21 protein-coding genes are annotated in these 22681 nt (G+C 71.5%); 14 read left to right on the top strand and 7 right to left on the bottom strand.

The genetic code is table 11. The features are described from left to right. Window positions 1-795 precede the first annotated feature (795 nt). Both ABD350_RS03000 and ABD350_RS02995 read left to right on the top strand, forming a co-directional pair. Entirely contained in the window at window positions 796-2658 is a 1863-nt protein-coding gene (locus ABD350_RS03000; RefSeq protein ID WP_344346076.1) for an AfsR/SARP family transcriptional regulator, read from the top strand. Window positions 2659-2764: 106 nt separating this feature from the next. Continuing rightward, window positions 2765-3121 carry an antibiotic biosynthesis monooxygenase family protein gene (locus ABD350_RS02995; protein ID WP_344346075.1) on the top strand — a complete coding sequence of 119 codons (357 nt, stop codon included), beginning with the start codon at window positions 2765-2767 and terminating at the stop codon, window positions 3119-3121. A 39-nt stretch (window positions 3122-3160) separates the two neighbouring features. Here ABD350_RS02995 and ABD350_RS02990 read toward each other — a convergent pair whose 3' ends face one another. After that, window positions 3161-4021 (bottom strand): class I SAM-dependent methyltransferase, encoded by an 861-nt coding sequence (locus ABD350_RS02990; RefSeq protein WP_344346074.1) that lies wholly within the window; start codon window positions 4019-4021, stop codon window positions 3161-3163. Window positions 4022-4270: 249 nt separating this feature from the next. Here ABD350_RS02990 and fabG point away from each other — a divergent pair, with 249 nt between their 5' ends. From fabG to ABD350_RS02965, 5 genes are read left to right on the top strand one after another with little or no spacing between them, the layout of a single operon-like run. Then, on the top strand, window positions 4271-5056 hold the full coding sequence (fabG, locus tag ABD350_RS02985) for a 3-oxoacyl-ACP reductase FabG (protein ID WP_344346073.1): 786 nt from the start codon (window positions 4271-4273) through the stop codon (window positions 5054-5056). Between the two features lie 60 nt (window positions 5057-5116). After that, entirely contained in the window at window positions 5117-6088 is a 972-nt protein-coding gene (locus ABD350_RS02980) for an aromatase/cyclase (RefSeq protein WP_344346072.1), read from the top strand. 47 nt (window positions 6089-6135) lie between these two features. Next, window positions 6136-6741 carry a dTDP-4-dehydrorhamnose 3,5-epimerase family protein gene (locus ABD350_RS02975; protein ID WP_344346071.1) on the top strand — a complete coding sequence of 202 codons (606 nt, stop codon included), beginning with the start codon at window positions 6136-6138 and terminating at the stop codon, window positions 6739-6741. Next, window positions 6738-7724, top strand: coding sequence for an NAD-dependent epimerase/dehydratase family protein (locus ABD350_RS02970; protein WP_344346070.1), 987 nt, complete (start codon window positions 6738-6740; stop codon window positions 7722-7724). Before ABD350_RS02975 ends, ABD350_RS02970 begins: the two co-directional genes overlap by 4 nt. Next, window positions 7721-9187: an NDP-hexose 2,3-dehydratase family protein gene (locus ABD350_RS02965; RefSeq protein WP_344346069.1), complete on the top strand. Its 1467-nt coding sequence runs from the start codon at window positions 7721-7723 to the stop codon at window positions 9185-9187. The genes ABD350_RS02970 and ABD350_RS02965 overlap by 4 nt, the downstream gene beginning before the upstream one ends. Window positions 9188-9247: 60 nt before the next feature. Here ABD350_RS02965 and ABD350_RS02960 read toward each other — a convergent pair whose 3' ends face one another. After that, entirely contained in the window at window positions 9248-10360 is a 1113-nt protein-coding gene (locus ABD350_RS02960) for a DegT/DnrJ/EryC1/StrS family aminotransferase (RefSeq protein WP_344346068.1), read from the bottom strand. A gap of 164 nt (window positions 10361-10524) precedes the next feature. Here ABD350_RS02960 and rfbA point away from each other — a divergent pair, with 164 nt between their 5' ends. After that, window positions 10525-11406 carry a glucose-1-phosphate thymidylyltransferase RfbA gene (gene rfbA, locus ABD350_RS02955; RefSeq protein WP_344346067.1) on the top strand — a complete coding sequence of 294 codons (882 nt, stop codon included), beginning with the start codon at window positions 10525-10527 and terminating at the stop codon, window positions 11404-11406. 33 nt (window positions 11407-11439) lie between these two features. Here the strand turns inward: rfbA and ABD350_RS02950 are convergent, their stop codons facing one another. Both ABD350_RS02950 and ABD350_RS02945 read right to left on the bottom strand, forming a co-directional pair. Next, a complete protein-coding gene (locus ABD350_RS02950) occupies window positions 11440-12156 on the bottom strand; it encodes a class I SAM-dependent methyltransferase (protein ID WP_344346066.1) in 717 nt (238 codons plus the stop codon). 3 nt (window positions 12157-12159) lie between these two features. Further along, entirely contained in the window at window positions 12160-12942 is a 783-nt protein-coding gene (locus ABD350_RS02945; protein ID WP_344346408.1) for a cyclase family protein, read from the bottom strand. Window positions 12943-13132: 190 nt separating this feature from the next. Between ABD350_RS02945 and ABD350_RS02940 the strand changes: the two genes are divergently transcribed. After that, entirely contained in the window at window positions 13133-14359 is a 1227-nt protein-coding gene (locus tag ABD350_RS02940; protein WP_344346065.1) for a cytochrome P450 family protein, read from the top strand. 62 nt (window positions 14360-14421) lie between these two features. Further along, window positions 14422-15690, top strand: a complete 1269-nt coding sequence (locus ABD350_RS02935; RefSeq protein ID WP_344346064.1) for a class I SAM-dependent methyltransferase — start codon at window positions 14422-14424, stop codon at window positions 15688-15690. Here ABD350_RS02935 and rfbD read toward each other — a convergent pair. Together rfbD and rfbB are read right to left on the bottom strand one after the other, a co-directional pair. After that, window positions 15668-16573, bottom strand: coding sequence for a dTDP-4-dehydrorhamnose reductase (gene rfbD, locus ABD350_RS02930; RefSeq protein ID WP_344346063.1), 906 nt, complete (start codon window positions 16571-16573; stop codon window positions 15668-15670). The genes ABD350_RS02935 and rfbD overlap by 23 nt on opposite strands. A 5-nt stretch (window positions 16574-16578) precedes the next feature. Further along, on the bottom strand, window positions 16579-17601 hold the full coding sequence (gene rfbB, locus ABD350_RS02925) for a dTDP-glucose 4,6-dehydratase (RefSeq protein WP_344346407.1): 1023 nt from the start codon (window positions 17599-17601) through the stop codon (window positions 16579-16581). 239 nt (window positions 17602-17840) lie between these two features. Here rfbB and ABD350_RS02920 point away from each other — a divergent pair, with 239 nt between their 5' ends. Together ABD350_RS02920 and ABD350_RS02915 are read left to right on the top strand one after the other, a co-directional pair. Continuing rightward, window positions 17841-18275: an ester cyclase gene (locus ABD350_RS02920; protein ID WP_344346062.1), complete on the top strand. Its 435-nt coding sequence runs from the start codon at window positions 17841-17843 to the stop codon at window positions 18273-18275. 50 nt (window positions 18276-18325) lie between these two features. Beyond that, on the top strand, window positions 18326-19129 hold the full coding sequence (locus ABD350_RS02915; protein WP_344346061.1) for a phytanoyl-CoA dioxygenase family protein: 804 nt from the start codon (window positions 18326-18328) through the stop codon (window positions 19127-19129). Window positions 19130-19174: 45 nt separating this feature from the next. On the opposite strand, the gene ABD350_RS02910 is transcribed toward ABD350_RS02915, so the two are convergent. Further along, window positions 19175-20311 (bottom strand): nucleotide disphospho-sugar-binding domain-containing protein, encoded by a 1137-nt coding sequence (locus tag ABD350_RS02910; protein ID WP_344346060.1) that lies wholly within the window; start codon window positions 20309-20311, stop codon window positions 19175-19177. Window positions 20312-20486: 175 nt separating this feature from the next. Between ABD350_RS02910 and ABD350_RS02905 the strand changes: the two genes are divergently transcribed. Both ABD350_RS02905 and ABD350_RS02900 read left to right on the top strand, forming a co-directional pair. Beyond that, window positions 20487-21314, top strand: coding sequence for an NAD(P)H-binding protein (locus ABD350_RS02905; protein ID WP_344346059.1), 828 nt, complete (start codon window positions 20487-20489; stop codon window positions 21312-21314). A 43-nt stretch (window positions 21315-21357) separates the two neighbouring features. Beyond that, a complete protein-coding gene (locus ABD350_RS02900; RefSeq protein WP_344346058.1) occupies window positions 21358-22656 on the top strand; it encodes an activator-dependent family glycosyltransferase in 1299 nt (432 codons plus the stop codon). Window positions 22657-22681 lie beyond the last annotated feature (25 nt).

The following is a 22681-nucleotide window of genomic DNA, read 5'->3' as shown; positions in this document are numbered from 1 at the left end:
GCGTCCTGTCTCGAAATCAGCTCAATGACGGATGGACGGGTGCGGCGAAGCCCGGCGGGACCGGCGCGGAAGGTTTGCGGTTCCCTGCGGGGCGGCTACCGCGGAAGGGGTCGATCCTGAGTCGAGGAGCGCTGGAACCCGACTCGTGAACCGGTCACAAAGAGCGGACGCCCGATGGGGGGAGAGGGAGGGACTTCGTCCTGCGATCCGCAAGCCGCTCCGGAAGGGTAAGGAATCGGCCGTCGGGGTACGGCCGAATTCCGCTGAACGTCAGGGCGTCGACGTACCTGAATCAAGCTTTTGGACGCGGCGGGAGGGTCGGTGCCCGATGTCCTGGACGGCCGAGAATCATTGCCCGAACTGGTCGCTGTCGGAATGCCGAGAAGGGTGAAGAATCACTGTATATCCGTATTTTCCGGCCCGGTTCGGCCGTAGGGGCCAAGCGGGGTGGGCATTGACCGGTCGATTCTTGCGACCTACGCTGAGGTGGACAAATATTTCGTAATGTTTGTTCTGTGTGGGTAGTCGTGCGCGGAGCGGGGAGTGCTGCAGTATGACGCGGTGATGTGAACGGTCTGTTTCTCACTACTCCTGCAGGTATTCCATACGTTCTCCTTGTCCAAATCCGTCCGTGCCGTTCGGCGAGAGACGCTTTTCTGTGTGTGCCGTCCGCGTGACCACCGGGCGTGCGTGCAGGTGGTCACGCCTGGCGCAAGTTCGAAGGAAAAACGGGAGGAAGACTTGGAATTTCGACTGCTGGGTCCGGTTGAAATACTCTGGCAGGGGCGCAACATCATGCCGACGGCTCCCAAGCCGCGGCAGGTCATATCCCTTCTGATGCTCCGTCACAACACAGTCGTGCAGGCTGCGGAGCTGATCGACGAATTATGGCCGGAGCTGCCGCCGCCGAGCGCGATCACCACCCTCCAGACCTACATCTACAAATTCCGGAAGATTCTCATGAAGCAGGGGGCCGATGATCTTCTGCGTACCCAGCCGGGCGGATACATCCTGACGATCCCGCCCTCCACCGTCGACGTCAACCGGTTCGAACGGGACGCCGACGACGGGCAGGAACTGCTGCAGCGCGGTGACGCCGCCGGCGCGGCGGAGAAGCTCGGCCACGCCCTGGCCCTGTGGCGGGGCCCCGCACTGGCCGATGTCGTCGCCAGCGGACGCCTGTTCTCGTACGTCACGCGGCTGGAGGAGCTGCGGTTTCGCATCCTCGAACTGCGCATCGAGGCGGACCTCGCGACCGGCCGGCACCGGGAACTCGTGAGCGAGCTGAAATCGCTGGTACTGGCACACCCCCTCCACGAGCACCTGCACGGGCTGCTGATGCTGGCCCTGCACCGGTCGGGGCGGCGCCACGAGGCGTTGGAGGTCTACCGGAGCGTACGCCACAAGATGATCGAGGACCTCGGCCTGGAACCCGGCAAGGACCTCGCCACTTTGCACCACACCCTGCTGTCCGACTCCCCGCCCGAGGCACCCGAACCCCTCTGGCCGGCACAGCACCTGACGACCAAGCAGCCGGAACGCGTCACCATCGCCCGCGAACCAGCCCCGGACACCGCCCCCAGCCCGCTGGCCAGACCGGCCCAATTGCCCGCCGACATCGTGGACTTCGTCGGCCGACGGGCGGTGCTGGACCGGCTCGTCGGTGTGCTGGCACAACCCGGCGGCAGCCGCGATGCCGGGCGCACGGCGGTCCGGGTCGGCGTGGTGACCGGTGCGCCGGGCGTGGGCAAGAGCGTGCTGGCCGTGCACGCGGCGCACACGCTGCGCCCGCGCTATCCCGACGGGCAGCTCTACGCCGACCTGCGCGGCTCCTCGTCCGAACCCCGCGACCAGTCCGAGGTGCTGGCGGGCTTCCTGCGGGCCCTCGACATCCCGCCCGCCCGGATCCCGGACCGGTTGGAGGAACGCGGCGCGCTGTTCCGTTCCTGCACGGCCGGACGCAGGGTGCTTGTCCTGCTCGACGACGTGGCCTGTTCGGCACAGGTGCGGCATCTGCTGCCCGGCGACCCGCACTGCGCGCTGCTGGCCACCGGCCGGCGCCGTATGCCCGGGCTGGTGGAGGCCTCGCACGTCGAACTCGGCCTGCCCGGCAGAACCGAGGGCCGGGAGATGCTGGCCCGTGTGCTGGGCAGGCAGCGGGTGGAGCGGGAACCCGCGGCGGCCGACACCATCGTCACGCTCCTCGGCCACCACCCACTGGCGCTGCGCTGCGTCGCGGGACGCCTCACGGCGATGCCGGGGCTGTCCCTGGAGGCCATGGCCGAGCAGCTCGACACCGCGCCCCGCATCCTGGACGCGGCCCGGCTGGGCGAACTCGACGTACGGTCCCGGTTCGATCTGAGCTACGAGGGCCTCAGCCCGGTGGAGCAGGGGGTGTTCCGGCTGCTGAGCATGTTGGAGAGCTCCCCGTTCACCGTCGCGCAGGCCGCGGGGCTGCTGGGGTGGAGAAGCGCCGACATGCAGCCCGTACTGGAGGCACTGGCCGACAACCACCTGCTCAGCGCAGACCGGGCGGCGGACGGCGCCGCCCGCTACTCCTACCCACGGCTCACCCTGGCGTACGCCGGGGAGCGCTTGGAGGCGACGCTGTCCCAGCCCCGCGCCGTCGAGGGTGCCGGCGCCGCCAGCGCCGTCTGAGCCGTCCCGGTCGAGCGCCTGTCGAGGCCGCTGCGACGCCGCCTCGCCAGGCTTGCCACCGCACCAGCCATCCGTACGGACCCACACCACAGGGAGTCGTGGACACATGCCGACACGAGTGAACGATGGCGTCGACGCGGACGAGGTCACCTTCGTCAACAGGTTCACCGTCCACGGGGCGCCCGCGGAGTTCGAGAGCGTCTTCGCACGGACCGCGGCCTTCTTCGCGCGGCAGCCCGGGTTCGTCCGGCATACGCTGCTGCGCGAGCGGGACAAGGACAACAGCTATGTGAACATCGCCGTCTGGACCGACCACGACGCCTTCCGGCGGGCCCTGGCCCAGCCCGGGTTCCTGCCGCACGCCACCGCGTTGCGGGCCCTGAGCACCAGCGAACACGGGCTGTTCACGGCGCGCCAGACACTGCCGGAAGGCGGCGATACGACCGGCTCCGGACATCGCTGAGGGGCGGCGCCGGGGTGGACGGCGGCGGCGCGTGCCGTGTCACCGGTCCACCACCGCCGTGACGAAGCGCACCGGTACCGGGATGGACAGCGGTGCGTCGGCCCGACGCATCGCGTCCAGCTCCGTGATCAGCCGCTCCCGTAGCCGCTGCGCCTCGTCCCGCGGCAGGTGCTGCCACAACAGCCGCATGCCGTTGGTGTGGGACCAGTCCACCCAGGCCTCCCCGGAGACGGCCACCATCGGGACCGTCTCGTCGGTGATGCCCACCTCGCCGAATCCCGCCCGGCGCATCGTCGCTTCCAGATCGTCGGGCCGCTCCAGCCAGCTGTTGAACCGTCGGCGCAGTGCCTCCGGCCGCCAGTCGGGCGGGAGGGTGTCCAGCAGGGAGCGCGGGATCAGCTCCGTGAACACGGGGGGCAGGAAGGGAAAGGTGTCCTCGGTGAACACCGGGCTGGTGAACGCGATGCGCCCCCCGTCCGCCAACAGCCCGGCATAGCGGACGAGAGCGGGCAGCGCCTCCGGGAAGAAGATCACGCTGTAGCTGCCCAGCACCCGCTCGAAGGAGCGTTCCGGCAGAGCGGGGCGCTCCCCGTCCATGACACGCACCTCGACATGCGGCATGCCCAGCCGTTCGGCCTCCGCGGCCGCCTCCTCGACCATCGCCGGCGCGATGTCGATGCCGAGGGCATAGCCGTCCGGAGCGACGCGCCGGGCCGCGGGGAACAGACAGGCGCCGCGCCCGCAGCCGACGTCGAGCACCCGCTGGCCCGGCCGGGGATCCGCGTGATCCACCAGCCGGAGTCCCATGGGGGTGAAGAACTCGACCCCCAGCCGGTCGTAGTGCGCCGCCGCGCGGTCGAAGGCCGCGGTTACGGTCTGCTTGTATTCCGCCGTGTCCATGGACCCGTCCCTTCCTGTCCCGGTGAGCCCTGCCTGGCGCGGACCTCATGCTCCCGGCACGGCATCGCAGCGAGTTCGAGCCCGGGTGGCCGCCTGCTCGAAGCGCGCTCGGCGGCCCCGGAACCGGCGGGCGGACGCCTCCAGCGGCTCACGAGCCGCCGTTGCCACGATGCGGAGGTCCGGCGGACGGCGCCGGAGCGGAGCCATGGCCGACGCCCTGGCAGCACGACCCAGCAGCGAGGAGCGAGCATGCCGGACACGGACGGGCGGGTCGCCGTCGTCACAGGCGGCACCAGCGGGATAGGACTCGCGGTGGTGAAGGCACTGGCGCGACAGGATATGCGTGTCGTCCTGTGTGCCCGGAGCCAGGACGCCGTCGACAGCACCGTGGAGGAGCTGCGCGACGAGAAGCTGGAGGTGGACGGGCGCGCCTGCGACGTGCGTTCCACGGACGACGTACGGGAGTTCATCGGCTTCGCCACGCGGCGCTTCGGCGGCGTGGACGTGCTGGTCAACAACGCCGGCCGCAACGGCGGAGGCCCGACCGCGCGGATAACCGACGAGCTGTGGCTCGACGTCATCGAGACCAACCTCACCAGCGTCTTCCGCGTCACCCGCGAGGTGCTGACCACCGGAGGGATGCTCGCCGCCGGACGCGGCAGGATCATCAACATCGCCTCCACCGGCGGCAAACAGGGTGTCGTCCTCGGTGCCCCGTACTCGGCCTCCAAGCACGGCGTCGTCGGCTTCACCAAGGCACTGGGCCTGGAGCTGGCCAAGAGCGGCATCACCGTCAACGCCGTCTGCCCGGGCTATGTCGAGACTCCCATGGCCGAGCGGGTGCGTCGCGGCTACGCCGAGGTCTGGGACACCTCCGAGGAGGCGGTGCTGGAGCGCTTCCAGGCGAAGATCCCGCTCGGCCGCTACGCGCAGCCCGAGGAGGTCGCCGGCCTCGTCACCTACCTGACCACGCCCACCGCCGACTCCATCACCGCGCAGGCGCTCAACGTCTGCGGCGGCCTGGGAAACTACTGACCCCCTACCGGCGGCCGCCCCCGCACGGCGAGGGCACCCCGGTATCCCGGACGGAGGACCATGACAGCCGGCGACACCACCCTCACCACCCACCGCACCGAACACCGCGTCACCGTCTCGGCACCCGCGCGGCGCGTCTTCGACCTGGTCGCGGACATCACAGGCTGGCCCCACACCTTCCCCCCGACCGTGCACGCGGAGTACGCCGAGCGCGGGGCGAGTGAGGAACGCATCCGCATCTGGGCCACGGCCAACGGCGAGGTCAAGGCCTGGACCTCGCACCGCTCGCTGGACCGGGAAGGGCTGCGCGTCCGCTTCCGGCAGGAGAAGTCCCAGCACCCCGTGGCCGGCATGGGCGGCGAGTGGATCATCCGGCCGGTGGACGGCGAGCGGAGCGAGGTGATCCTCACCCACGACTTCCAGGCCGTGGAGGACGACCCGGCCCACGTGGACTGGATCCACCGTGCCGTGGACCGCAACAGCGGCGCCGAACTCGCGGCGCTGAAAGCCGCGGCGGAACGCGCGGACGGCGCGGACGGCACCCTGTTCACCTTCGCCGACGAGGTCACCGTCACCGGTGCCCCCGGTGACGTCTACGACTACCTCAACGAGGCCCGGCGCTGGCAGGAGCGCCTCCCGCACGTCGCCGCGGTGAGCCTCGACGAGCCCGCCCCCGGAGTGCAGCGGCTCGGCATGGACACCAAGGGACCCGACGGAACCGTGCACACCACCGAGTCGGTCCGCATCTGCTTCCCCCAGGACCGCATCGTCTACAAGCAGTTCACGATGCCACCGCTGATGGCCGTCCATACCGGCACATGGCGGATCGCACCCGCCGCGGACGGCCACGGCACGACCGTCACCTCCCTCCACACCGTCGTGGTCGACGACAGCGCCGTCACCACCGTCCTGGGCCCGGACGCCACCCTCGCCGACGCCCGCCGCTTCCTGCGTGACGCCCTCGGCCGCAACAGCCGTACCACCCTCGGCTTCGCCAAGGAATACGCCGAGGAGCGCGCGCGGCGGGCCTGAATCCCCGCGCCGGACACCGACACGACCATGACAGCGGAGGACGGTTCATGGAGTCACGCACGCTTCTCGTCGAGGGCGCCCACGCGTTCACGCCCCGGGTCTTCCCCGACGCCCGCGGATGCTTCGTCTCACCGTTCCAGCAGACCCCGGTGGCCGAGGCGCTCGGCCACCGGCTGTTTCCCGTGGCCCAGACCAATCACAGCCGGTCGCGGCGCGGCGTGGTACGCGGAGCGCACTTCACCCTCACCCCGCCGGGCATCGCCAAGTACGTCTACTGCGCCCGGGGACGGGCTCGCGACTACGTCATCGACATCCGTGTCGGCTCACCCACCTTCGGTCAGTGGGACTCGGTCGTCCTGGACGACCGGAACTTTCGCGCCATGTACTTCCCGGTCGGCGTGGCCCACGCCTTCGCCGCCCTGGAGGACGACACGGTGATGTCCTACATGCTCTCCGGCGAGTACGTGGCGGACAACGAACTGGCCCTGTCCGTCTTCGACCCCGATCTCGCCCTCGAACTTCCCGGGGACACGCCGTTGTTGCTCTCCGAGCGCGACACGGCGGCACCGACGCTCAGGGAACTGGAGTCGGACGGCCGGCTGCCGCGCTACGAGGAGTGCGTCAAGCTCGAACACGACCTGTACGCCGGATGACCGCCGGGATACCGCGGACGGTGGCCGTCGTCGGCGCCACCGGCTGCGTCGGCCGGCACGTGTGCGACGCGTTCACGCGTGCCGGACACGACGTCGTGGCCCTCGCCCGCCGCGCGCCGGCCGGGCCCGGCCGCCACCCGCACCGGTTCTTGGCGTGCGACCCCGCCGGGCTCGCCCCGCGCGACCTCGCGGACCTCTTCCAGGACGCGCGCGTCGACACCGTCGTCAACGCCGCCGGCGGCTGGCTGAACACGGAGGACGACAACCGCTACCACCATGTGCGGCTGGTCGAGCGGCTGCTGGCGGGGACGGCCCTGATGGCGCGGACCCCGAGGCTGGTGCAGATCGGCTCCGTCCACGAGTACGGGCCCGTCCCCGCCGGCGACGCCGTCGACGAGAGCCGCGAACCACGCCCGGTGACGGTGTACGCCCGCACCAAGCACGCGGGCTCCCAGGCCGTACTGCGCGCCACGCGGGCCGGGGACGCCGACGGGGTCGTGCTGCGGGCCGTGAACGTGTGCGGCCCGTGGGTCACCCCGGCGAGCTTTCTCGGTACGGTGACGCGCCGGCTGAGCGAGGCCGCGCCGGGAGAGCCGGTGGAACTCACCCTCAGCGACGCGCGACGGGACTTCGTGGACGGGCGCGACCTCGCCGATGCGGTCCTACGGGCCGCGACCCGCCCGGTCACCGGCGAGATCTTCAACATCGGACGCGGTGAGGCCCTGCCGATCCGCTCCCTCGTCGCACTGCTGCTCGACGTGGCGGGGCTGCCCCCCGGCACCGTGAAGGAGCGCCTCCAGGAGGTCGCCTCACGGGGCGGCGACTGGACGCGGGTCGACACCCGGCGCGCGCGGCGGCTGCTGGGCTGGCGTCCTCGCATCGATCTGCGCACCTCTCTGCACGACATGTGGCGCGAGGCCCTGACGGGCCTGCCGCCGGCGACCGGCTCGCACGGCGACGGCTATCGGGAGTCAGCCTTATGACGAAACTGTCCGCCCACCCGGCCGCCCCCGCGCACGGTGCCGTGCCGGACCCGCTGCGGCTGGCTGCCTCGGCCCGCTCGGCGGGTGTGTGGCTGCCACGGACCACCGAGGTCCACCACTGGCTGGCCACGGTGGGGCAACACGCCCGGGCCCAGGTCGAGCGGGTCCCCCTGGCCGAGCTCGACGGCTGGCTCCGCGACCCGGCGACCGGCAACATCGCCCACCGCAGCGGGGGCTTCTTCACCGTGGAGGGGCTCGACGTGACCATCCCCCGGGCGCCCGTGCCGCACTGGGAGCAGCCGATCATCAACCAGCCCGAGGTCGGGCTCCTCGGCATCGTCGTCAAGGAGTTCGACGGCGTCCTGCACTGCCTCATGCAGGCCAAGCTGGAACCCGGCAACTGCAACGGCATCCAGCTGTCGCCTACCGTGCAGGCCACCCGCAGCAACTACACCCGGGTGCACCGCGGCCGGCCGGTGCCGTATCTGGAGCACTTCCAGGACCCCGCCCGCCGGAGCCGGATCCTGGCCGACGTGCGCCAGTCCGAGCAGGGCTCCTGGTTCCACCACAAACGCAACCGCAACATGGTCGTCGAGGTCGAGGAGGACATCGACGTCCACGACGGCTTCTGCTGGCTGTCGCTGGGCCAGCTCCACGAGCTGCTGACCGTGGACAACCTGATCAACATGGACACCCGTACGGTGCTGTCCTGTCTGCCCTTCGCCCACGCCGGCCTCGCGGCGGTGGCCGCCCCCGGCGCCGACCCGTTCCGCCGCGCGCTGGTCGCCTCCTGCGCTCCCGACGGCTACAGCCGGCACTCGCTGGGCGACCTGCTGAGCTGGATCACGGACGTGCGTACGCGCACCGAGGTGCGCACGGAGATGGTGCCGCTCGACGGCCTGCGGTCCTGGCGTCGCACGGACGAGCGGATCAGCCACGAGGACGGTGGCTTCTTCGATGTGATCGGCGTGCGGGTGCGGACGCGGGGGCGCGAGGTCGCCGAGTGGACCCAGCCGATGATCGAACCGCACGCCAAGGGCGTCGTGGCCTTCCTCGTCCGGCCCATCGAGGGCGTGCTGCACGTCCTGGTCCACGCGCGCGTGGAGCCCGGGTACGTCGACATCGTCGAGCTGGCGCCGACCGTGCAGTGCACACCCGACAGCTACGAACGGCTGCCGGCGCGGGCCCGCCCGCTCTTCCTCGACGAGGTTCTGCCGGCCCGGGCCGACCGAGTCCGCTTCGACGCCGAGCTCTCCGAGGAGGGCGGCCGCTTCTACCACGCGCGCAACCGCTACCTGGTGGCGGAGACCGACCTGGCCGCCGGCTTCGACCACCCCGACTTCCGCTGGGTGACGCTGGCCCAACTCGTGGAGCTGCTGCGGCACAGTCACTACGTCAACATCCAGGCGCGCAGTCTCGTCGCCTGCCTGTACGGCCTCGCCACGGCGCCGCCGAGGCGCTGAGCGGACCCTGCCCAGGAGGCGGTGGGACCCGGTGCGGGCCCACCGCCTCCCGCTGTACGGTCACACCTTCGCCAGCACCTCGCGCAGGGCCTCGATCACCCTGTCCTGCGTCTCCCGCGGCAGCGAGGGATACATCGGCAGGGAGAAGATCTCGTCCGCCAGTGCCTCGGTGACCGGCAACGAGCCCTTGGCGTAGCCGAGATGGGAGAAACCGGTCATGGTGTGCACGGGCCAGGGATAACTGATGTTGAGGGCGATGTCGTAGGAGGCGCGCAGGGCCTCCAGCACCGCGTCCCGTCGCGGATGGCGCACCACGTACACGTAGTAGACGTGCTCGTTGCCCTGCGCGGTCCTCGGCAGCAGCAGCCCCGTGTCCGCCAGGCCCTCCTCATAGCGGCGTGCCACCGCCCGGCGGGCCTCGATGTAGGACGGCAACCGGGACAGCTTGCGCCGCAGGATCTCTGCCTGTACTTCGTCCAGCCGGCTGTTGTGCCCGGGGGTTTCGACGACGTAGTAGCGGCTCTCCATGCCGTAGTAGCGCAGCCGCCGCAGCCGGTCCGCCACCCGCTCGTCGTCGGTGAGCACCGCGCCGCCGTCCCCGTACGCGCCCAGCACCTTGGTCGGGTAGAAGGAGAACGCGGCCGCGTCACCGGTCGAGCCGGCGAGTCGGCCGTGCCGGCGCGCCCCGTGCGCCTGCGCGCAGTCCTCCAGGATCACCAGGTTGTGCCGGGCGGCCAGATCGCGCAGCGGTGCCATGTCCACGCACTGCCCGTAGAGGTGGACCGGCAGCAGACACCGGGTGCGTGGCGTGAGGACGGCCTCCACCTGGGACGTGTCCATCAGGTAGTCCTCCTCGCGCACGTCCACGAAGACGGGCGTGGCACCGGCCGAGTCGATCGCGACGACCGTGGGCGCGGCGGTGTTGGACACGGTGACGACCTCGTCGCCGGGCCCGACACCCAAGGCCTGTAACCCCAGCTTGACGGCGTTGGTCCCGTTGTCGACGCCGACGGCATGTCCGACGCCCTGGAATGAGGCGAACTCGGACTCGAAGCCGCGCACGCTCTCACCGAGGACGAGCCGGCCGGAGCGGAACACCGTCTCCACGGCATCGTGGATGTCCTCGCGTTCCAGCTCGTATTCCGGCAGATAGTCCCACACGTGTACGGTCATCGAGCCCCTCCGGGATTCTCCCTGCGAAAAGTCACCACTCTACGACAACGTTCACCACTCGCTTTTTCCTCAACGTCCGCTTGAGACGGCCCGGCCTGCTGTGGCCCGGGGAAAGGTGCGGTCGTTATCATCGACTCCGTCTTCTCATTCGGAGGTTGTTCAGGGTGAAGGGAATCATTCTCGCCGGGGGTACGGGGAGCAGGCTCCACCCGACGACTCTCGCGGTGTCCAAGCAGCTTCTCCCCGTCGGGGACAAGCCGATGATCTACTACCCGCTCTCCGTGCTGATGCTGGCCGGCGTCACGGACATCCTCATCATCAGCACACCGCACGAACTCCCCCGAATGCGCCGTCTGTTCGGCGACGGCGCACAGCTCGGACTCCGCCTGGCCTACGCCGAGCAGGAGAAACCCAGGGGTATCGCCGAGGCGTTCCTGATCGGTGCCGACCACGTGGGAAGCGATGCCGTTGCGCTGGCGCTGGGCGACAACATATTCCACGGGAGTTCTTTTCAGGGGGTGCTGCGCAAGGAAGCCGAGGAATTGGACGGGTGTGTCCTGTTCGGTTATCCGGTCAAGGATCCCCAGCGTTATGGAGTCGGCGAGGCGAACGCGTCCGGGCGGCTCGTCTCCATCGAGGAGAAACCGGTACGCCCCCGCTCCAACCGGGCCATCACCGGACTCTATTTCTACGACAACGAGGTGGTGGACATCGCCCGGCGGCTGCGCCCCTCCGCCCGCGGCGAACTCGAAATCACCGACATCAACCGTACCTACATGGAACGAGGCCGGGCCCGGCTCGTGGACCTGGGCCGGGGATTCGCCTGGCTCGACACCGGCACACCCGAGTCACTCCTGCAGGCCTCGCAGTACGTGTCCGCCCTGGAGGAACGCCAGGGCATCAGGATCGCCTGCATCGAGGAGGTGGCCCTCCGCATGGGCTTCATCAACGCCCAGGCCTGCTACGAACTGGGCGCGCGCCTGTCCGGCTCCGGCTACGGGCAGTACGTGATGGCCATCGCGGAGGAGTGCACGGGGCGGGTGTGAGCGGCCGTGCCGGGTGGGCGAAGCGGCCCGGCCTTACCCGGCCCCGCGCACCCCGACGAACAACCCCCGGCCGGTCAGCCCGTCGTCCAGGAACTCGGCCGGGCAGCCCGCGTCCTCGAACGCGGCGAGGTACTCCTCCCTGGTGAACAGGGTGAGCAGGTCGATCTCCGTGAACTCGCGTATCCCGGTGGCCTCGCCGACCAGGAACCGCACCTCCATGCGGGTCCTGCGGCCCTGCCTGGTGGAGTGGGACACCCGGGCCACGGTCCGGCCCTCACCGCGTGCCAGGTCCCCGGCGACGTAGCCCTCCAGGAACCGCTCGGGGAACCACCAGGGCTCCACCACGAGCACGCCGCCCGGCACCAGGTGCGCGGCCATCGTGCGCACCGCCGCCCGCATGTCCGCGACGGTCTCCAGATACCCGATGGAGCAGAACAGGCAGACCACGGCGTCGAAACGCCCGCTCAGGGCGAAGTCGCGCATGTCCCCGGGCCGCACCGGCACCCCCGGCAGCCGCCGTTCGGCCAGGGCCCGCATCTCGTCCGACAGCTCCAGGCCCTCCGTGTGCGCGAACAGCCCGCGGAAGGCCTCCAGATGGGCGCCGGTGCCGCAGGCGACGTCGAGCAGCGAACGCGCCCCGGGCCGACGGGACCTGATCTCCGCGGTGACCCGTTCGGCCTCGTCCGCCCAGCTCTTTCCCCGGCTGCGGTAGACCATCTCGTACACGTCCGCCAGTTCCCGGCCGTACACGCGTCAGTCCTCGTCCACCAGGGCGACCGCCCGGGTCCACCCGGCGCCGGCGCCGGCGACCTTGACCGGGAAGCAGCAGACGCGGAACCCGAAGGAGACCGGCAGGCGGTCGAGGTTCGCCAGCCGCTCGATCTGGCAGTACTCCCGCTCCCGGCCCACCACGTGCGCGGGCCACAGCACCGATCGGTCGCCGGTCGCGCGGTACCGGTCGATGATGTGGCCGAAGGGCGCGTCCAGGCTGAAGGCATCGGTCCCGATCACCCGGACCCCGTGGTCGAGAAGCATCCGTACCGCGGGCCCGTCGAGACCGGCGAAGTCCGTGAAGTAGCGCGGGGTGCCCGCGTGCCGCTGGGCACCGGTGTGCAGCAGCACGATGTCCCCGGGCCGCAACGCGCACCCGGTCCGGGCCAGTTCCTTCTCCAGGCGCGCGGCGCTCACGGTGCCCGTCGGAGCGTCGGTGAGGTCCAGCACCACCCCGCGCCCGAAGAACCACTCCAGCGGCATCTGGTCGATGTGGCGGGGGACGCCGTCCCCGTACAGCGCGCGCGAACCATAGTGCGACGGCGCGTCGACGTGCGTGCCGGTGTGCGTGGTCAGCGTGATCCTGTCCAGTGACAGGAACTCGCCGTCCGGCAGTTCGTCCGGAGAGAACTCGACACCGAAGTGCTCGCGCATCTCCGCGCACATGTGTTCCGCGCCCTGCCGGGGCGTGAGGACGTCGTGCACCACCGGGTCGGGCTCGTACTGTGAGGAATCCACCGGTGACGAAAGGTCGATGAGCCGCACGCGCACCTCCGGGTTCGTAGACGGGCTCGGCTGACGCAGCGCGGGTACGACGCTGACACGCCCCTCTTGACGTGGCCTGGAAGCTGGTTCGACGGGCGGGCACCGCACGCGACGGCCGGCGCCGCACCGGCGCCGTCCCGGCCGAGCGGGAATCCAGGGAGGGTATAGCGGCGCGCCCCACGCTGCCGTCATGGTGATGAAACTGACGGACAGCGAGCTGGGGCGTGCGCTGCTCTCGCTGCGTGGTTACCAGTGGCTCCGCGGCATCCACCACGATCCCTACGCCCTGCTGCTGCGCGCCGAGAGCGACGATCCGGCGCAGCTCGGCCGGCTGCTGCGTGAACGCGGCCGGCTCCACCGCAGCGACACCGGCACCTGGGTCACCGCGGACCATGCGACGGCCTCCCGGCTGCTCGCCGACCCGCGCTTCGTGCTGCGCCGCCCGCCGGCCGGGCCCGCCACCGGCACCGGGGACGTCATGCCGTGGGAAGAGGCCACGCTGAGCGACCTGCTGCCCCTCGACGAGGCGCGCCTGACGACCGACCGGGCACGGTGCCGCCGGCTCGGCGCGACCGCCGCGCGGATCGCGGCGGACGGTCCCGTCGCGACGCGACTCGCGGACCTGGCCGGGGCCCGAGCCGAACAGGTGCGCTCAACGGGCCACTTCGACCTCAGGGCCGACTACGCCCTCCCGTACGCGGTCGAGGCGGCCTGCGCGCTGCTCGGCCTGCCGGCCGGGCAGTGTTCCCTCTTCGGCGCCTTCTCCCCGGCCGTCCTGCTCGACGCGACGGTCGTACCGCCCCGCCTTCCGGAGGCGCGCGCCCTGATCGCCTCCACGGCGGAACTGACCGCCCTCTGGCCGCGGCTGGCCCCGAGCCTGTCGAAGACCGTCCCGGAGGACGAAGCGCCGGACCTCTTCCTGCTGACGGCCGTGTTACTCGTACCGGCCGTCGTCCACCTGGTCTGCGAGGCGGTCGCCGCCCTGTCGCACGACCCCGGGCAGGCCGGGCTGCTCAGGGACGACCCGGTACTCGCCGCACCGGCGGTCGAGGAGACGCTGCGCCACGCACCGCCCGCCCGTCTGTTCACCCTCCACGCGACCGGACCGGAGCGCGTCGCGGACGTCGACCTCCCCGCGGGCGCCGAGGTCGCCGTCGTCGTGGCGGCGGCGCACCGCGATCCCTCCTGGTGCCCGGACCCCGACCGCTTCGACCTCACCAGGAACGAGCGGCATCTGGCACTGCCGCCGGATCTGCCGCTGGGGGCGCTCGCCCCGCTGCTGCGCGTCTGCGCGACCGCGGCCGTCGCGGCCCTCGCGGCCGGACTCCTCCCGCTGCGGGCCGTCGGCCCGCCCGTACGACGGCTGCGTGCCCCGGTCACCCGGTCCGTGCTGCGCTTCCCCGTCGCCCCGTGCTGAGCAGCCCCTCCTCACGTCATCCCCGGCCCGCCTTCCCCCGCCCGCAACGGAAGGGACTCTCCATGGACAACCGCGAGACCGTACGACCGGTGAGCGTCTGCCGGGTCTGCGGCGGCAACGACTGGCAGGACGTCGTGGACTTCGGTGACGTTCCCCTCGCCAACGGCTTCCTGTCCCCGGCCGACTCCTACGAGAACGAGCGCCGCTACCCGCTGGGCGTCCTGTCCTGCCGCGCCTGCCGGCTGATGAGCCTGACCCACGTGGTCGACCCCGAGGTGCTGTACCGCGACTACGCCTACACCACCCCCGACTCCGAAATGATCACCCAGCACATGCGGCACATCACCGCGCTGTGCCGCACCCGTTTCGAGCTTCCCCCGGACAGCCTCGTCGTGGAGCTGGGCAGCAATACCGGCCGTCAGCTCATGGCCTTCCGCGAAGCGGGGATGCGCACCCTGGGCGTGGACCCCGCGCGCAACCTCACGGACGTCGCCCGGCGCAACGGCATCGAGACCTTCCCCGACTTCTTCTCCCACGACGTGGCCCGCACCATCCGGCGCGACCACGGGCAGGCGCGGCTCGTGCTGGGACGGCATGTCTTCGCCCACATCGACGACGTGTCGGACATCGCGGCCGGCGTACGCGAACTCCTGTCTCCCGACGGGGTGTTCGCGATCGAGGTGCCGTACGTTCTGGACCTGCTGGAGAAGGTCGCGTTCGACACCATCTACCACGAGCACTTGTCGTACTTCACCATGCGGTCCTTCGTCACCCTCTTCGCGCGCCACGGGCTGCGGGTGCTCGACGTGGAGCGGTTCGGCGTGCACGGCGGATCGGTCCTCGTCTTCGTGGGCCACGAGGACGGCCCCTGGCCCGAACGTCCCTCCGTCCCCGAACTGCTGCGCGTGGAACGGCAGCGGGGCCTCTACGACGACGCCACCTACCGCACGTTCGCGCAGCGGATCGAGCGGGTGCGCACCGAACTGCCGGAACTGCTGCGCTCCCTCGTGGCCCAGGGCAAGCGCATCGTCGGCTACGGTGCTCCGGCCAAGGGCAACACCATCCTCACGGTGTGCGGGCTCGGCCTGAAGGAGCTGGAATACTGCACCGACACCACCGAGCTGAAGCAGGGCAGGGTGCTGCCCGGCACCCACATACCGGTGCACGCTCCCGAGCACGCCAAGGAACACATCCCCGACTACTACCTGTTGCTCGCCTGGAACTACGCCACGGAGATCCTCGACAAGGAGACGGCCTTCCGGGACAACGGCGGCCGGTTCATCGTGCCCATCCCCCGCCCGTCGATCCTCACGTCCCCGTCAGGTTCCTGAGGCGCCCGCCGGGCAGCAGCTGACGCATCGCCTCGCGCAGGGCTGCACGCCAGTCGCGGGGCGGTGCGACGCCGACCAGCCGCCAGCGGTCGTGCCCGAGCACCGTGCACGCCGGCCGGGGCGCCGGGCCCGGCCGGTCGGCCGTCGCCACCGGGCGCACCCGTTCCGGGTCCGCGCCCGCCAGCCGGAACACCTCCCGGGCCAGCTCGTACCAGGTGGCCGCCCCGGCGTTGGTGGCGTGGAAGATCCCGCGCGCCCGGTCTGGCGGCGTGCGGGCCAGCGTCACCAGCAGCCGGGCCACGTCACCGGCCCACGTCGGCTGCCCCCACTGGTCGTTGACGACGTCGACATGGCCGTCGTCCGGGGCACGCTCCAGCATCGTGCGCACGAAGCTGCGGCCCTGCCCGCCGTAGAGCCACGCCGTGCGCACCACGGTGCCCGTATCCGGCAGCAGCGACAGCACGGCCCGTTCCCCGGCCAGTTTGCTGCGGCCGTACACCGTGCGCGGGCCCGGAGCGTCCGACTCGCCGTAAGGGCTGCGGGTGTCGCCCGGGAAGACGTAGTCGGTCGAGACGTGGATCAGCCGTACGCCGTGGCGCGCACAGCGGCGGGCCAGCAGCCGGGGCCCGCCGCCGTTGACGCGCATCGCCTCCGCCCACCGCGACTCGGCGCCGTCCACGTCCGTGAAGGCGGCGCAGTTGACCACCACCCGCGGCCGGTGCGCGGCGAACGCGGCGTCCACCGCCCGCCCGTCGGTGATGTCCAGCGCGCGCCGCCCGAGTACCACCGCCTCGGCGGCGGGCCGGCTCCTGCCGGTCTCCGCCAGGGCCGCGGTCAGGTGCCGGGCGAGCATGCCTTCTCCTCCGGTGACCAGCACGCGCATCCCGCTCACCGGACCCCGGGGACGACGGTGGACGTACCGCCCGGCGCCGTGACTCCCCGCTTGAGCGGCTCCCACCAGGACCGGTTCTCGCGGTACCACTGGACCGTCGAGCGCAGCCCCGAGGAGAACTCCCGCGCCGGACGGTAGCCCAGTTCCTCACGGGCCCTGCCCCAGTCCAGGCTGTAACGCAGGTCGTGCCCCTTGCGGTCGGGCACGTGCCGGACGCTGCTCCAGTCCGCCCCGCACAGCTCCAGCAACATACCCACCAGCTCCCGGTTGGAGAGCTCCCGGCCGCCGCCGATGTGGTACACACCGCCGGGCCGGCCCGCGGTGCGCACCAGGTCCACGCCCCGGCAGTGGTCCTCCACGTGCAGCCACTCCCGCACGTTCCGCCCGTCCCCGTACAGCGGCACCGGCAGCCCGTCCAACAAGTTGGTGACGAAGCGCGGGATGAGCTTCTCCGGGTGCTGACGCGGGCCGTAGTTGTTGGAACAGCGGGTCACCCGCACGTCCAGGCCGTGCGTGCGGTGGCAGGCGAACGCCATCAGGTCGGCCGACGCCTTGGAGGCGGCGTACGGGGAGTTGGGGCTCAGCGGGTGCTCCTCCGGCCAGGAACCGGACGCGATGGAGCCGTAGACCTCGTCCGTGGACACCAGGACGAAGGGCTCCACGCCGTGGCGCAGCGCGGCGTCCAGCAGCCGCTGGGTGCCGACGACGTTGGTCAGCACGAAGTCGTCGGCCGCGCGGATGGACCGGTCGACGTGCGACTCCGCGGCGAAGTGGACGACCTGGTCGCTGTGTGCCATCAGCTCGTCGACCAGCTCGGCGTCGAGGATGTCGCCCCGCACGAAGCGCAGCCGGTCACCGCGTACCGCGTCCAGGTTCGTGAGGTTGCCCGCGTACGTCAGTTTGTCGAGGACGGTGACGCGTACCGCCGGGGCCCCCGCTCCGGGGGCCCGGTTCTCCAGCAGCATGCGCACATAGGCCGAGCCGATGAAACCGACCGCGCCGGTGACCAGGATGTTCACGTCCGTCGTCGCGGAGGTGTGCGACGCCATGGGTTCCCTCCATCCGTCGGGTGCCGTGGGGCGGAGTGCGCCCCCTCGACCCAGCGTCGGGGGCGGCCGTGGAGGAGCGGTTGAGCTTCGGCGCAGCGGCGGCTCGACCGGCGGCGGCCGGCGTCGCCGGACTCCAACGGTTCTCGACGGAACGACCAACGGCCCTGGCGAGACTGCCCGGACAGCCCGGCCGAGAGAGGGAGGACCCGTTGAGCCGTCAGACAGAGATCGTCCGCCGGATGGTGAGCGCCTTCAACACCGGCAGGACCGACGACGTGGACGAGTACATCCACCCCGACTACCTCAATCCGGCCACCTTGGAACACGGCATCCACACCGGGCCCAAGGCGTTCGCCCAGCTGGTCGGCTGGGTGCGGGCGACGTTCTCCGAGGAAGCCCGCCTGGAGGAGGTGCGGATCGAGGAGCGCGGCCCGTGGGTCAAGGCCTACCTCGTGCTCTACGGCCGCCACGTCGGCCGGCTTGTCGGTATGCCGCCCACCGACCGGCGCTTCTCCGGTGAACAGGTGCACCTGATGCGCATCGTCGACGGGAAGATCCGCGACCACCGGGACTGGCCCGACTTCCAGGGGACGCTGCGCCAGCTCGGCGACCCGTGGCCCGACGACGAGGGCTGGCGTCCGTGACCGTCCCTGAAACCGCACCCGACGAGACATCAGACCAGGAAGGATGGCTCATGCCGGATCCCGGCGGCCCGACCACGGCCGAGAACCTGTCGAAGGAGGCTGTCCGCTTCTACCGCGAGCAGGGTTACGTGCACATCCCGCGCGTCCTGTCGGAGACGGAGGTGACCGCCTTCCGGGCCGCCTGTGAGGAGGTCCTGGAGAAGGAGGGCCGCGAGATCTGGGGCGCGGGCGAGGACGAGGTGCAGGTCCACTACGTCGCCCAGGCCTGGCAGAAGCACCCGGAGTTGCGCTCCCTCGTGCTGCACCCGGAGATCTCCGGCATCGCCCTGCGGCTGGCCGGCGCGCCCCTGCGGGTCTACAGCAGCGACATCCTGGTCAAGGAGCCCAAGCGCACCCTGCCCACCCTGGTCCACGACGACGAGACGGGACTGCCGCTGAACGAGCTGAGTGCCACGCTGACGGCCTGGATCGCGCTGACGGACGTACCCGTCGAACGCGGCTGCATGAGCTACGTGCCGGGCTCCCATCTCAGGGCCCGCGAGGACCGGCAGGAGCACATGACCAGCTTCGCCGAGTTCCGGGACCTCGCGGACGTGTGGCCCGATTACCCGTGGCAGCCGCGCGTCGCCGTGCCCGTCCGCGCCGGAGACGTCGTGTTCCACCATTGCCGTACCGTCCACATGGCCGAAGCCAACACCAGCGACTCGGTCCGCATGGCGCATGGCGTCGTCTACATGGACGCGGACGCCACCTACCGGCCGGGCGTCCAGGACGGCCACCTGTCCCGCCTGTCGCCGGGAGATCCACTCGAAGGCGAGCTGTTCCCCCTGGTCACGGCAGGCACACGGCAGTGAGGTCCGCCGTTCCCGGCGGTCGCGGGACCGCCGGGGACGGCACCGTCAGCCGGCCAGCGCCACGAGCTTGGCGGCCGTCTCGGCCGGCGGCGGCATCTCGCTCATCTCCTGCCGCACCCGCAGGGCCGCCTCCCGCAACCCCGCGTCGTCCAGCAGCCGTCGGCACTGCTCGGCACCCAGCGATCCCGCCTCGGCATCGAACCCGATGCCCAGCCCGGTCAGCACATCGCGGTTGGTGTCCTGGTAGGAGCCGTGCGGGATGACGCACTGCGGGACGCCGGCGGCCAGGGCCGTCAGCAGTGTGCCGCTGCCCCCGTGATGGATGATCGCGTCGCACGTCTCCAGCAGCGCGCCCAGCGGAATCCACTCCACCACCCGTACGTTCGCGGGCAGTTCACCGAGCAGGGCCAGGTCGCCGCCGCCCAGGGTCAGCACGAACTCCGCGTCCACGTCCGCCACTTCGGAGAACAGCGGGGCCAGCTTGGCGATGCCGCCCGACAGCGCGTCGATGGAGCCCAGCGTCACCGCGATACGCCGCCGGCCGGCCGCGGGCGGCAGCCAGTCCGGCAGCACCGCTCCGCCGTTGTAGGGGACGTACCGCATCGGCCAGGCACCCGGGGAGCGCCGGTCCTCCGGCAGCAGCGCCTCCACGCTCGGCGGTGTCGTCGTCAGCCGCACGGAACCGGTCGGCTCGCCGGTGACGCCGTGGCGCTCGTAGTCCTTGGACATCGCCCGCCGGATGAGCGCGCCGAGCCCCGGCTCGCTGTCCGCGGGACCCAGCGGCAGCTCTACGCACGGCAGTTGCAGCGCTGCCGCCGTCAGCGGGCCCGCGCCCTGTGTCGGAGTGTGCACGACGAGGTCGGGCCGCCAGCTCCGCGCCGTCCGCAGCGCCCCGTCGACGGCCACCGCCGATACCCGGGCGAACATCTCGGCGAAGAAGCCCTCGCCCAGCCCCTCGGAGTGCATCGGGTCGGTGACGTCGGTGTCGTCGGGCACGAACAGCTTCGCGTAGTTCACGCCGGGCGACACGTCCACGGCGCACAGCCCGGCCTCCGCGACGGCGCGGATGTCGCCCCCCGTGGCGTAGCGGACCTCGTGGCCGAGAGCGCGCAGCGCCTGTGCCAGCGGCACCGTCGGCAGGATGTGGCTGAGCCCGGGTGAAGTGATGAACAACGCACGCATGATGCCCCCTGTTCGACATGAACCTGGAACACGCATCCTGACGGCGCCTTCTGTTGCTCCGGTCGACGCCCGGTCGACAGGCCCTCGTACAGCCCGCCGGGGGCCGGTCCGGCCACGACGCAGGCTCCAGCGGACGTCGACGGCGGGGACGCAGCGTGGTCGCCGGGAGGCATCGATGACAGTATTGGTAACCGGAGCCACAGGAAACGTCGGCCGGCACGTCGTCACCGGGCTACTGGCCGCCGGCCGCCGGGTGCGGGCGCTGACCCGCACACCCGACCGGTCCGGCCTGCCCGGCGGCGCGGAGATCACAGGCGGCGACCTGACCCGCCCGGAGACCTACGAGCGGATGCTGGACGGTGTCGAAGCCGTCTACCTGTTCCCCGTCCCGGAGACCGCCGCGGCGTTCGCCGGGGCCGCGCGACGGGCCGGTGTCCGGCGGATCGTGGTGCTCTCCTCGGACTCCGTCACCGACGGCACCGACACCGGAGGACACCGGCGCGTGGAACTGGCCGTGGAGGACACGGGGCTCGAGTGGACCCATGTGCGCCCCGGCGAGTTCGCGCTCAACAAGGTCACCCTGTGGGCGCCGTCGATCCGCGCGGAGGGCGTCGTCCGGTCCGCGTATCCGGACGCCCGGGTGGCCCCGGTGCACGAGGCCGACGTCGCGGCCGTCGCGGTGACCGCGCTGCTGAAGGAGGGGCACGCCGGCCGCGCCTACAGCGTGACCGGACCGCAGGCCCTCACCCAGCGCGAACAGGTCCGCGCGGTAGGGGAGGGGCTCGGCCGGTCCCTCGCCTTCGTCGAGGTGACCCCCGGGCAGGCGCGGGCCGACCTGACCGCCCAGGGGCTGCCCGCGCCCATCGCCGACTACGTCCTCGCCTTCCAAGCCGGGTGGACCGAGCGGCCCGCCCCCGCCCGGCCGACCGTGCGGGAGGTCACCGGCCGGCCCGCCCGCACGCTCGCCCAGTGGGCCGCCGACCACCGAGCGGACTTCCGGTGACCGGAGACCGCGTCCACCGCGCCACGACAGAAAGGCGACGCCCGTGCGCGTACTGCTGACGTCCTTCGCCATGGACGCCCACTTCTGCACCGCCGTGCCGCTGGCGTGGGCACTGCGGTCGGCCGGGCACGAGGTACGGGTGGCCGGCCAGCCCGCGCTCACCTCCACCATCACGGGAGCCGGCCTGACCGCCGTGCCGGTCGGCCGCGACCACACGCACGGCAGCCTCCTGGGCCGGGTCGGCAGCGACATCCTCGCCCTGCACGACGAGGCGGACTACCTGGAGGCCCGTCACGACGCCCTGGGCTTCGAGTTCCTCAAAGGGCACAACACGGTGATGTCCGCGTTGTTCTACTCGCAGATCAACAACGACTCGATGGTCGACGACCTGGTGGACTTCGCCCGTCACTGGCGGCCCGACCTGGTCGTCTGGGAGCCGTTCACCTTCGCGGGCGCCGTGGCCGCGCGGGCCTCGGGCGCCGCCCACGCCCGCCTGCTGTCCTTCCCCGACCTGTTCCTCAGCACGCGCCGCCTCTTCCTGGAGCGCATGGCGCGCCAGGAGCCCGAGCATCACGACGACACACTCGCCGAATGGCTCGACTGGACCCTTGGCCGGCACGGCCACTCCTTCGACGAGGAGATCGTCACGGGGCAGTGGTCCATCGACCAGACCCCCGCCCCCGTGCGGCTCGACGCCGGCGGTCCCACCGTGCCGATGCGGTACGTCCCCTACAGCGGACTGGTGCCCACAGTGGTGCCCGACTGGCTGCGCAGGCCGCCCGAGCGGCCACGGGTCCTGGTCACCCTCGGCATCACCTCACGGCGGGTGAAGTCCTTCCTCGCCGTCTCCGTGGACGACCTTTTCGAGGCCGTGGCCGGGCTCGGCGTCGAGGTGGTCGCCACCCTCGACGCCGACCAGCGGGAGCTGCTGGGGCGCGTGCCGGACCACTTCCGCATCGTCGAGCACGTGCCGCTGGACGCCGTTCTGCCGACCTGCTCGGCGATCGTCCACCACGGCGGAGCCGGCACCTGGTCGACGGCCGCCGTGTACGGGGTGCCGCAGGTCTCCCTGGGCTCGATGTGGGACCACTTCTACCGGGCCCGTCGCCTGGAGGAACTCGGGGCGGGGCTGCGGCTGCCCTCCGGCGAGCTGACTGCCGAGGGGCTGCGCACCCGGCTGGAGAGGGTGCTCGGCGAGCCCTCCTTCGGCACCGCCGCGCAGGCGCTGAGCGACACCATCGCGGCGGAACCCAGCCCCAGCGAGGTCGTGCCGGTCCTGGAGGAGCTGACCGGACGGCACCGTCCCGGCACCCGGGAGCCGTTCCGGGCGCTGCGCGCGTGACACACCGAGGGCCCGGACGGCGCGC

Origin of the sequence: Streptomyces nogalater (assembly GCF_039532885.1) — a bacterium.
Classification (GTDB): Bacteria; Actinomycetota; Actinomycetes; order Streptomycetales; family Streptomycetaceae; genus Streptomyces; species Streptomyces nogalater.
The sequence above is the reverse complement of the archived record's forward strand: the minus strand, read 5'-3'. Positions and strand labels throughout refer to the sequence as shown.